This window comes from Bradyrhizobium uaiense (genome assembly GCF_010811875.1).
Classification (GTDB): Bacteria; Pseudomonadota; Alphaproteobacteria; order Rhizobiales; family Xanthobacteraceae; genus Bradyrhizobium; species Bradyrhizobium uaiense.
In genome coordinates, this window is record NZ_VKHP01000275.1 from 1 (window position 1) to 11,450 (window position 11,450).

Consider the following 11,450-nt stretch of genomic DNA (forward strand, 5'->3'; position numbering starts at 1 on the left):
GCACTTCAAATCCTTGCCGCGTCGGAAAGGTGCGACCTGAAGCGTCCGCCGAAAAAGCGGATGCCACGGATATGCAATTGTCGCGCTTCGAAGACTGTATGCAGAATGTCGCGTGTTGGGCCCGCTTGGCACGGAACACATAAACAGCACCCAAGAACGGATCAGCCTTCATGTGCTCGCGTACCAACATCGCAAGCCCCTCCATTCCCTTGCGGAAGTCGACCGGCTTGGTTGCCACCATTACCCGGACAGTTCCGGACGGGCCGATCACCGGCTTGCCTTCAGCGCATGGACGATGGTCGCAATCATCGCCACGTCCGCGCCTCGGCCGACCCGGATAGTGACGCCTTCGGCTTCGATCTCGATGACCCCGACATCGTGGCCAACAGCCACCGCCGGTGCGTGGCGTCCACCACCGCCGGTACAAAGGGCGGATCGTTAGCCATCGGCGTCGGCAACCGGCGCGCTTGCCGGCGCCAGGTGAACACTTGTTGCAGGTCAGTCCGTGTCGTCGGGCAATCTCGGAAACGACCGCGCCTGGTACCAGCGTCTCCTCGACGATCCGGGCCTTGTCATCCTTGGAGAACCAACGACGGCGTCCCGTCTCCGTGATCACTTCCAGCCGCTGCGCCGTCACGTCCGACATAAGCGTATGGTCAAGCATAGACACAAGCCGATCCCTTCAAAGAGATCGTGAAACTCGCCTATCCCATGTGCCACGAGAAGGTGGGAGCGGAACGACGCTTACGATCACCCTGCCAAGCGCATCAATGCACTGCTGCCTTGGAATTGGCAGCCTCAAAGCGTCGCCCACGCCGCTTAAGCACCATCAGCCTTCCGCCCAACAACGGCCCTAGCCGGGGCCTTAGCCGGATGCGTACGGCTAGCTCCGCCAAAGGTGACGACGCGCTGCTGACTATCGCCGTCAGATTGCTACCGCTCTTGTGCCCAGATTGCGTCGGTTTTGCCGCGTTTCGGCGGCAAGGCTCATCGCCGGCGGTCAACCGAGCTGCGGACCGCCAGCGGTTCCTTTTTCTCGATCACCACAGCCGAACCGGCGTTGTGCCTGATCAGCGCGCTGACCAAATACCCAAACTGCAGGCAGCCGGCGAACACGGCGATGGTGGATAACGCCTGACCGAAGCCAAGCTGCTCTGCGACCGAAAGCACGACAATGAGCAGCGTGCCCAGGAACAGCACCGGCAGGAGGACGAAAAACCTGAACCGGACACCCAAGGCCATGCCAAACAAGGTGCAGCAGATCGCCAATGTGGTCACACTCGTTACTCCTCGCCGCCATACTCCCTAACGGCCACGAGCTAAGATTGGTTTAAGCGCCACAGTCGAATTGTCGTGACATCAAAGGCGTGTGCGCAACGAACTGTTGCCCGGAAGCATCAACGATTCTGTTACATGCATAAATTGGTGCGAGCAGCGCTGCTCAGGGAAATGTCAACAGCATGACGTCAAGTCGTGCAATCTGGCGCGCCTCATTGCGCACGCACTCATGAGACGGGGGTTCCGTGCTCGCGCTGAACAATTGCGCATTACGAATTGCTTGCTTGTGCATCATGCTGTGATCGAGGCCAACGTCATAATTTTGCAATGCGAAGAACGAAATTGATTTTCCGAGTGCGGCGCCACAATATCGCTTCGTTTACTAAACAACTTCCGCCGGCGTTCGCGCGAACCCGAACTTCCCAGGCAAGCTTTTTGCGTTAGATCGTTTCGAGTCGTCTCCACCGACATTTGTTGGCTTTGTCCGTTTTCTTTCACGCGACGCGCGGCCGTTGAAGTGATGATGAGGTCGAGATGTCTGCAACAACGTACGGCTCCGATGGACTCCACATACTGAGCTCGAACCGCGGGACCTCGTTGCAGAGGCCGTTTCAGCTTTTCGTCATCGCCGGCGACTTCCTTCTCATCCTGCTCAGCTACGTGGCGGCGAGAGCCCTCTATCGCGAATTCACGAATCCGCCGACCGACCCGGACAATTCGCTCGGCGCCGGGCTGATTGTCGGCATGGTCTTCGTTGCGGCCGCCTATTTTCAGGGAGCCTATGACAACCACAGATTGCTGAATACGCTCTGGCAATCGCGCAAGGTCCTGTTCACCTGGCTGTTCGCACTGACCACGCTGGCGGTCGCAGCGTTCCTTTTGAAGTCGACGGCAAACCTGTCTCGCGGCACGATCATCCTGTTCACGGTGATTGGGGCGCTCGGGCTTGTCGCGCACCGTGTGATCTGGCGCTACTGCTTGTCGTCGGCTTTCGCCAAGGAGCGGCTGATCGACCGCAAGGTGATCCTGCTCAGTCTGCGCTCGCTTGATTTCACGTCGAACCGTTTCAAGGATCTCCGCAAGCACGGCTTCGATGTCGTGCGTCATTTCGTGTTCAGCGTGGGCCCGGACCAGGATGACGAGGCCTGGAGCCAGCAGATTTCCGATGTGGTCCGGCAGTCTCGCGCGACTGACGTCGACGAATATCTCGTGGCGATCGACTGGAATGAGCTGCCGATGCTGCAGAAGCTGAGCCAGCATCTCCGGGTGGTTCCGCAGCCGATCCGCCTGCTGCCCGATTTCCCGATCGCCGACCTGGTGTCGCGGCCGTTCCTGCCGGTCAGCGGGACGGTGGCGATCGAGATCCAGCGGCCGCCGCTGTCCGTGTTCGAGCGGGTCCAGAAGCGCTGCCTCGACATCGGGCTCGCATCCTTCGCGTCGCTGATGCTGGCGCCGCTGATCCTGACGGCGGCACTGCTGGTCAAGCTCGATACCCCTGGTCCCATCATCTTCCGGCAGTCGCGCCGTGGCTTCAACGGCAAGCCGTTCCAGATCTGGAAATTCCGCAGCATGACCGTGGCCGAGAACGGCTCCACGGTCACGCAGGTCACCAAGCAGGACAAGCGGGTGACGCGGGTCGGCCGCTTCCTGCGCAAGACCAGCATCGATGAGTTGCCGCAGCTCTGGAATGTGCTGCGCGGTGAGATGTCTCTGGTCGGTCCGCGCCCGCACGCGCTGGCCCACGACAACTACTACGACCAGCTCATCAGCAAATACGTCTATCGGCACCACATGAAGCCGGGTCTGACCGGCTGGGCCCAGGTCAACGGCTTCCGCGGCGAGACGCCGACCATCGACCTGATGGAAAAGCGCGTCGAGTATGACGTCTGGTATGTGAGCAACTGGAGCATCTGGCTCGACATCCGGATCCTGATTCGCACAGCGACTGCGTTGATGTACCAGGAGGCCTATTGAGGCTGCTCGCGATGCTGCGGCGTCGGCGAAGGCTGGAATGCCTCCCACCGCCGACGCCGTTCGCGGAGGCGCAAGCATGCTGTTGCCCTGGATCGTCAGCAAGGTGAGATTGCCGGTCGCAAAGGCACCGGTATCGATATTGGCACGATTTTCCAACAATTCAGGCATGTGCACGGGCGTGTGACCGTGCACAACGTATTTGCCGAAGTTCCGCTTGCTTTGCAGAAATTCCTCGCGGATCCAGAGTAGATCCGCCTCCTGCTGCTCGGCGAGCGGCACCCCGGGCGCACGCCGGCATGGACGAAGAAGAAGTCGCCGCAGCTAAACGTTGGCCGCAACTTGTCGAGAAATTCCCGATGTTGGGGCGGCATTGCACGCGTCAAGTCCCGCACCAACGTGTGCTGCTCCTCTTCTCCCGGAGCGGAGGAGGCGCCAATCCATAGGACATCAGCGTGTACAGCCCGCCGACCTGCAGCCACTCGGGCAGGAGCGCTAGATTGCGCAAGACGTCGCCGAGAAAGGCCTCGTGGTTTCCTTTCAGGAAGACCGTGTTGCCCCGCCGGCTACGGTTGATCAGGATATCGAGGGTGCTGCGTGAATCTGGCCCACGGTCGACATAGTCGCCCAAATATACTTCGATGGCATAGCGTGGACGGCTTCGCGCGACGTCGGCGTCGATCACCCGGAGCATCTGCTTCAGCAAATGGGCGCAGCCATGAATGTCGCTCATCGCGTAGATGCGCACCCCATCAGGCAGTCTCGGCTTGTGCCTCGACGGCTGAGATCTGCGTGGTGACAACATCTGGCGGCGGGGTTTCTCGCGAAAGGATCGGAACATGTTAGCTCTAATTTAGTGCGCCGCAACGGCGAGCGCGGTCCGGCAACTCAAGGTTCGCAAGCGATTGTCGGGGCGCAAAGGCACGCGCTCCAGCGGTCCTGGCGCGACACCAGTGGATTGCACATACCGAGACCTGCCCGCGTGGTGCTTTGCCGGGGGCGGTCACAGACGTCGCCCGTCGCCATGGCTGCCGGCCCCAGCAGGTGCACGACAGGCGGCGCCGGGCGCGTTTGGGCCAGTTGGTGCTGCCGGCTTCGGCGGACACGCTGTCGTTCGTGCCGGTGATGTCGGAATCGGCGTTGCCTGCGGCCGCAGAGCCCGCCGGGTCGCCGGAAGCCGCCGTTGTGACGATTGAGTTCCAGGGAGCCCGCGTGGAGGTACGCGGTGCGCCTGGCCTTGCTGTATTGAGCGATGTGTTCATTGCGCTCCGACGGACACGTTCATGCTGACGCCGCCCGCGAACCTCATGATTTACGTCGCGACGCAACCTGTGGACTTCAGAAAAGGTGCGGAGGGCTTGGCGCTGCTGGCGAAGGAGGACGCTGGGCCATGACCCGATGAAGGGCGTGGCGGTGGTGTTCCGTGCGAAGCGCGCCGATCGGGTGAAGATCGTCGTCTGGGACGGCAGCGGCCTTGTGATGTACTGGAAGCGGCTCGATGGCAGCGGCTTCAAATGGCCACCCATCGTGGCCGGTGTGATGCGGATGAATGCGGCCCAGCTGTCAGCGCTGGTGGCCGGCATGGATTGGACGCGCATGCACGCGCCTCGAATCCCGCAGCCGAAAGCGCTTGCGTAAAAATGTAAATCATCACTGCATCGTGACGCGAAGCATGGCAAAGTCGGGCCAATGAGTGATTTGCCCGATGAGCTGCCGAGCGATCCAGCCGAGTTGCGTGTCTTTGCCGCGGCTCTGCTGGATCGCTGCGCCCGGCTCGAGCGGCTGCTCAAGCTTGCAAAAGACGCACAGTTCGGCCGGTCCTCGGAAAAGCTGGATGCTGATCAGCTACAGCTTGTTCTGGAGGACATCGAAGAGGCGGTCGCAGCTCTCGAAGCAGCCGAGGATCGCGTCAATCGCAGAACCTCCGAGAAGAGAGCGGCCGAGCGTAGAACCAACCGTGGTCAGCTTCCGGAGCATTTGCCGCGCATCGTCGAGACCCTGATGCCCGCTGCAACCTGCTGTCCGTCCTGTAAAGGCGATCTCTTTGAGATCGGCCACGATGAGAGCCAGAGGCTGGACGTCGTGCCGGCGCAGTATCGCGTCATCGTCACCCGCCGGCCCAAGCTGGCCTGCCGCGCCTGTCATGGCGTCGTCCTCCAGCACGCCGCGCCCGAGCGACTGATCAGGGGAGGATTGCCTACCGAGCGACTGGTCGCGCACGTCATCGATGCCAAGTATCATTGGCATTTGCCGCTTTACCGCCAGGCGCAGATGCTGGCGACGCACGGTATCGCCGTCGACCGTTCCACGCTCGCCTTCTGGGTCGGCTATGCCGCCCAGGAATTGAAGCCCTTGTGGCATCGTCTGCGCCAGCTTCTGCTGGCCTCCTCGAAGCTCTGCGTCGATGAGACCCCGGCGCCGGTGCTGGATCCGGGGCGCGGTAGGACAAAAACCGGCTACTTCTGGGCGCTGTCACGCGATGACAGGCCTTGGCCGGACCTGATCCGCCTGGGGTGGTCTATGCCTATGCACTGGGCCGCGGCGCCGTTCATGGCTTGCGGCTGATTGAGGGCTATCGCGGCATTGCCTCATAGACATGAAGTCAATCAAGACCCCACGCCGGTTCACGAACCAATTGGCCGGTTCGTCATGTGCACTCTGCCAAGTGCTCTTCCGGAGCGATCTGCCAGTGCTCCCTGTTGTGGAGCGCCTGCATTCTGGATGACTAGTTCACCGTCGGCAGCGAGAGCGAGGTCTCTCCTGCGAGCAATGATCTCACTCCGAGAAGTCGGGCGCGTAGCGCGGGATAGTTGGTTGCGAGTGCTTTCACGCTGTTGTCGCCGTTCTCGATCGCGAGCGCGGCGGCAACAGCGGCAGCTTGACCCATCTGCCAGAACGGCGGCTCCATGCGGATTTCGCTGATCGCAACGTTGGTGGCCGAACCACCGAACAGGCACAGCAGATTCGATGGGTCGCCCGTTCTGGGAAGCATGTATTCGTAAGGAATCGGCGCCTTCTTGTCCACGCCGCTGGTCGGGGTGATATAGAGATTACCCTCGATGATGACCCTCCAGTTCGTGCCGTCGAAGTATGCCCGATATTCAATGGCGTGACTGTCCATGTCGTAGGCGGCAACCGCAACCGTTTTGCTCGATCGTGGCGTCGTGCCGTCCTTCGCGTCGAGATCATCGGCCGTCACCACGTAATCGCCGACGATACGGCGACCGGAGCGGACGTAAATCTGGCTGTTGAAGTTGGGCTGATCGCCCCAATTCGGCGAGAAATAGTGCTTCGCCGACAGGCCATGGGTCAGCGCCGCGGTGCGGATCGCCGAAGGAATGCGGTCGTCCGCATCATGCTGTAGGAGATACCACAAGCCCAGGATGTAATCCTTGTGAAGCCGGATGATCTCTTCGCGGCGAGCATAGTTTGCGGTGGCGTACTCGGTCGAGGCCGGGTCCACGAAGTCGCTCGACATAATGTTCTTCGTGTTGAAATCGTAGACTCCGGGCGCCAGCGTCTGGATATTGAAGATGTCGGTCAAGACCAGCGTGGGGTCCGCCGCGAAAAGGCGCAGCAGGATCTCGTATTTCGACGTCGAATAGCCGGCAGGCGGAGTTGACGGGAACGGGATCATGTAGGCCGGCCTCGTAGTCAATGTCAGGCGATAGGCCATCGATTGAACCTTGCCATCCGCCGAACCATTCGCAGGCGTTCCGTTCGTGAAGACGCCCTGCACGCCGGCAATCAACCCTGACTTGGTGTCGCCTGGAATGTTCCAGGGATCGATTTTGACCGGCACACCCGCATGATTGACGGCCAGGTTCGGCGCCGTGCCAAAGGTGGTTTGAACGCCCCGGAAGCCATCCGCTGCTTCCATGCCGGAGCCAGCCTTCTCGCGGCCAACCATCATGGTGCAGCCGCTGACATAGGCCAGGTCCATCTCGTAAGAGCAATCGATGAAGACCTTCGCATGGAATGTCCGGCCGTCGCGCGTCGTGAAACTGGCGATTTGTCCGCCCGCAACGTCCCCGCTGATCGCGCCGGTTGACCAATAGACGGGAATGTCGGCACCGCCCGCAAACGACGGGTCAAGCAGCTCCCGGTTGGCCTGCTCGAAATGGCGGGGCTCGAAAGAGATTTTCGACGTGCCTAGGAGAAGCGTCTTGATATGTTTCGCTTGAGCTCGCGCCGTCGCCGTGAGCGTCGGGGGCGAGGCGCGATCGATCCAGAAAACATCACCGGCGAGCGTCTCCGCGCGATTGATGAGGTATCGCGCCAACCCCGTGATCGCGGTGGGAGCCGTACTGTCGGTCCAACCCAAGCCACCGACGCCGGGCATCCCACTTACGTTGTACTCGCGCCAGCCACCGACGATACAGACAGAATGCCCCTCCCGTGCCAACGATCGCGCCGCGAGAACGCCAGCAGCCGTGGCACCATAGACGATCGCATCGTAAGAGGTGACATTCTGCGGCTGATAGCCTGCTTCGTGGGTGTCCAGCTCAGCGGTCGACATGACCTGATGCCACATCGTGAGGACCGCACTGAGTTCTTGCATCTGCGCCGCGGTGAGGTTGCGTGCGGCCACGAACCAGCTGGACAGCGCTCTCGTGCTGCCGGACGGAGTGCCGTTGTTGTTAGCAGCCAACAGATACATCTCCTGCGCGGGCAAAGGCACCGACGTAGATGCGACATCAGCGACCAGACGACCGTTGCGGTAGGCCTGGAAGTTGCCAGTGTTGTCGCGCGAGATGGCGTTGAAATACTGGCCGTCCCAATCCGTGGCGTTCCCGATGGAGGGAACGAGGGCTCCGCCGCAGCGGGCCGCCAACTTGTTCGCAGCGCTGTTCCAGATGCCGAGCGTGATACCGCTCGTGGCGCCATTGGCGCCGATTTCAGAAGACATGTCGGCAACAGCACCGGGAGACAACGAGAAGACGCCAACCGCGTGACTCGTCGGCGGAAGGCTGGAGCATGTCAGACCCGTCATCCGGAAGTAGCCGCCGCCGGAGGCCGCGACGGTGGCGTTGGCAACGAGCGTGACGTCGCCAACCTGCGTCAGGTCGTAGGTGCCGGGAGTCTTGATGTTGATCCTGGACGTGGCAAGCGTTGGTCCGGCCTTGCCAAGGTGCACAAGACACGGCCAGACAGGATCCCCGACGGGAAAGTGCTTTAGTCGTGAGACGCCCCGGTTGACGGTGCATTTGCGACGGCGTGTCATCGTCGTACCGGCCGCAGCCCATGCGACAGCAAGCGCCTCGGTCTCGGGCTCAAAGGCGAAGTTCGGAAGGACGGCTGGATCGCTACCGCTCTTCCCTTCCTCAACGGAATTGAGGTGATTTTCGCTCGGTTGGAGCTGACTGATGCCGAAGGCCCGGCCTCGCTCGCTCACAAGGACAGCGGCGACGCTGGCCAGCAATTCCCTACGATTCATAACTTGCTGCCCCAAAGGGCGAAAAATGTTTTCGAATACGTGACCTCGGCAAGCACCAAGCCCTCAAAATGCATTCCGAGCTTGCGATCAAGTTACTCGACGAGGCTTACATCAGCCTTACGGTTAGGGTTTCGCGGGCGCAAAGTTCGCTGCGTGACCCGCGCGGAAATCGCGCTATGCAGGCGCGATATAGCGCGCTCAGCTGACATCAACTTTTCGGTGGATGAAGCCGCCGTAAATTAGAGGCCCCTCTCCTTTCCGCACCGGCAGATTGCCCTGCGTACGTCAGCGACTGCCCTCGTGTTCCGCCTATCGGATGCAGTTCGTCGAAGGCGGACCGATTACCTAAGCCGAATATCCTAATTCGGAAATGCATTGCTAGGCGCGATGACGACGTTCAAATGAGCGTAGTTGTGTTGACTTCCTGGTTTCTCCGGAGATCGCTCTCTCTGCGCTTCGCTGATCACCGGACACCGGCTCCGATTTCAACGCCCTATTCGCCGCGTTTATGCGGCTCTCCCGAGCCGCCGGTTCGCCAGTCTTCTGATTGCGAGTGGAAGTTCGCCCAGCAGATATCTGATTCCAGGCGGGTGCTTCCATCCGTACAGTTCTGGGTGCATGACGTTGAGCATCTCCGAGGGCTGCAGACCCTTCATGGTGCCGGCGAGCTGCTTGCTCACGTAAAGAAGCATGTTTTGACGGTACCACACCTCAACTGCGGCGTCGTTCCACACTTTCGGTCGAACAACGTCGTAAGGATAGAAATCGAGAGCGCGAAACTTGTTCGCCCAATAGTCCTGCCATTGCTCGTTGATGTGCCCGCTGCCTCCTTGGCCCGGAATGGCCCCGCTAAAGAGGACGACGTCAGACAGGGCGCAAAGGTCGTCGACGAGGGATGTCGCTCTTTCTTCCGGGAGGTGCTCGGCGACTTCGGTGCATAGCGCCAGGTCATATCGGGCCGGAAGATCCGGCGGCAATTCAAGATGGCGATCCAGTTCGCAAACCTTGACGGTGAAGGTGCCGGGTTCGATCGCAACATCCTTGACCCAAGCGCCCTCCAGGCCGACCAATGTCGCAACGCCAAGATCGCCTGCTACGGAAAGCCAGGTGCCGACACCGCAACCGACATCGACGAACGCTTGGGGTTTAATGAGGTCGAACACTATCGGCAGAATGACGCTCGCGCTTGCGCGCGATCCGATGCGCTGACGCGCGTAATAGCTATCTTGATAAACTTCCGTAGCCATTTTGCTGTCTCCTGAACAACAAGATTGCTGCGTCGAAAATACAAGAGCGAAAACAGTATTATTATCTTCCGAAGCAATTAAGGCTACTACGTGGCATCCGATGTTGACTTGTTTGCTAGACTGCGACTGGCATAATTCAACCTACTTTGCCCGGTGAAGACGATGCTGGAAGACATTCCCCGCAGAGGTTAGCTGGCTACTGCATCGCCCACGACACTAAAAGCACTGAGCAGTGGTTGATCGTGCGCGAGAGAGCGCCAACCTCTAGCTGCAACGAGCATCCGACCGTCACAATCACAGCGTCCACCGCAACCTAGTGTTCCGTCCCGTAAGTTCGTAGCATAAATATTGCATGGGTTTCGGGTATCCTGATCGAAGGAGCTACCCGATGCGAACCGGACGGCCAAAAGCGACGCTGACGATATCGAACGACGAACGCACGCATCTGTTGGCCATAACGAGCTCGCGCTCGTTGCCGGCGGCACTGACGTTGCGAGCGAAGATCGTGCTGGCGAGCGAGCGCGAGCCCAGCAACACCGTCGTGGCGGCGCGGCTTGGCGTCGGTCCCCATACGATCGGCAAATGGAGCAAGCGCTTCATCTACGACGAGATGCGTAGCGGCAGGCCCCGCACCGTTGAGGATGAGGCGGTGGCCGAGTTGATCACCAAGACACTCGCTCGCAAGCCCAAGGCCGCAACACACTGGAGCGTGCGCGCGATCGCCAAAGAGACCGGGATTGCCAAGAGCACCGTCCATCGTCTGTTCCAGCTCTTCGGTCTGCAACCTCACCGCACCCGCAGCTTCAAACTTTCGACCGATCCCTTTTTCGTCGAGAAGCTACGCGACGTCGTTGGGCTTTATCTCAATCCGCCCGACAAAGCCGTAGTGCTCTGCGTCGATGAGAAGAGCCAGATCCAGGCCCTCGAACGCACCCAGCCCATGCTGCCCATGGGGTTCGGCTACATCGAAGGCGTCACACTACCAGCGCCACGGCACCACCACGCTGTTCGCCGCCCTCAACGTGCTTGACGGCGCGGTCATCGCCCAGTGCAAACCCCGCCATCGCCATCAGGAGTTCCTCGCCTTCCTGCGTCACATCGAGGCGAGCGTGCCAGCCCAACTCGACGTCCATCTCGTCGTCGACAACTACGCCACCCACAAGCATCCGAAGGTCAGAGCCTGGCTCGCACGCCGTCCGCGTTGGCACATTCATTTCACGCCACCTACGCCTCATGGCTCAACCAGGTCGAACGCTTCTTCGCTCTCATTGCTCAACGCGCTATCCGTCGCGGCTCTTTCGATTCCACCGCCGATCTCGTCAAAAAAATCGACCACTTCATCCGCACCCACAATGCAAATTCTTGTCCCTTCGTGTGGAACGTCACCGCTGACTCCATCCTCCAGAAACTCGCGCGACTTTGTCAGCGAATTTCCGGGACGGAACACTAGGTGGTGTGGACTCTAAGGATTCCCTTTTAGGAGCAAATCAGATTCAAGGCTGCTTTTGGGGAGGCCG

The 11,450-nt window shown here is 60.4% G+C and carries 7 protein-coding genes and 4 pseudogenes; 4 read left to right on the plus strand and 7 right to left on the minus strand.

Annotation, left to right across the window (positions count from 1 at the left end):
- The 4 genes and pseudogenes from tnpB (FNJ47_RS39755) to FNJ47_RS39765 form a co-directional block, all read right to left on the minus strand.
- Nucleotides 1–271: IS66 family insertion sequence element accessory protein TnpB (gene tnpB / locus FNJ47_RS39755; RefSeq protein ID WP_163161421.1), on the minus strand; the 271-nt coding region annotated here is incomplete at its 3' end.
- A complete protein-coding gene (locus FNJ47_RS53390) occupies nucleotides 268–393 on the minus strand; it encodes a hypothetical protein (protein WP_283811352.1) in 126 nt (41 codons plus the stop codon). The genes tnpB (FNJ47_RS39755) and FNJ47_RS53390, both read right to left, overlap by 4 nt.
- Nucleotides 394–544: 151 nt before the next feature.
- Nucleotides 545–664: pseudogene (locus FNJ47_RS51830) on the minus strand (hypothetical protein); the annotation flags it as partial.
- Nucleotides 665–987: 323 nt separating this feature from the next.
- A complete protein-coding gene (locus FNJ47_RS39765) occupies nucleotides 988–1,278 on the minus strand; it encodes a hypothetical protein (protein ID WP_163161423.1) in 291 nt (96 codons plus the stop codon).
- 534 nt (nucleotides 1,279–1,812) lie between these two features.
- Here FNJ47_RS39765 and FNJ47_RS39770 point away from each other — a divergent pair.
- Nucleotides 1,813–3,252, plus strand: a complete 1,440-nt coding sequence (locus tag FNJ47_RS39770) for an undecaprenyl-phosphate glucose phosphotransferase (protein WP_163161425.1) — start codon at nucleotides 1,813–1,815, stop codon at nucleotides 3,250–3,252.
- Between the two features lie 69 nt (nucleotides 3,253–3,321).
- Here FNJ47_RS39770 and FNJ47_RS39775 read toward each other — a convergent pair.
- Nucleotides 3,322–4,054: pseudogene (locus FNJ47_RS39775) on the minus strand (metallophosphoesterase); the annotation flags it as partial.
- Nucleotides 4,055–4,596: 542 nt separating this feature from the next.
- On the opposite strand from FNJ47_RS39775, the gene tnpB (FNJ47_RS39780) reads away from it, so the two are divergent.
- Together tnpB (FNJ47_RS39780) and tnpC are read left to right on the plus strand one after the other, a co-directional pair.
- On the plus strand, nucleotides 4,597–4,887 hold the full coding sequence (gene tnpB / locus FNJ47_RS39780) for an IS66 family insertion sequence element accessory protein TnpB (RefSeq protein ID WP_347341777.1): 291 nt from the start codon (nucleotides 4,597–4,599) through the stop codon (nucleotides 4,885–4,887).
- Nucleotides 4,888–4,938: 51 nt separating this feature from the next.
- Nucleotides 4,939–5,834, plus strand: a pseudogene (gene tnpC, locus FNJ47_RS39785) (IS66 family transposase); the annotation flags it as partial.
- Between the two features lie 140 nt (nucleotides 5,835–5,974).
- Here the strand turns inward: tnpC and FNJ47_RS39790 are convergent.
- Both FNJ47_RS39790 and FNJ47_RS39795 read right to left on the minus strand, forming a co-directional pair.
- Nucleotides 5,975–8,686 (minus strand): FAD-dependent oxidoreductase, encoded by a 2,712-nt coding sequence (locus FNJ47_RS39790; RefSeq protein WP_163161429.1) that lies wholly within the window; start codon nucleotides 8,684–8,686, stop codon nucleotides 5,975–5,977.
- Nucleotides 8,687–9,192: 506 nt separating this feature from the next.
- On the minus strand, nucleotides 9,193–9,933 hold the full coding sequence (locus FNJ47_RS39795; protein WP_163161431.1) for a class I SAM-dependent methyltransferase: 741 nt from the start codon (nucleotides 9,931–9,933) through the stop codon (nucleotides 9,193–9,195).
- Nucleotides 9,934–10,321: 388 nt separating this feature from the next.
- On the opposite strand from FNJ47_RS39795, the pseudogene FNJ47_RS39800 reads away from it, so the two are divergent.
- A pseudogene (locus tag FNJ47_RS39800) lies at nucleotides 10,322–11,383 on the plus strand (IS630 family transposase).
- The last annotated feature ends 67 nt before the right edge of the window (nucleotides 11,384–11,450 follow it).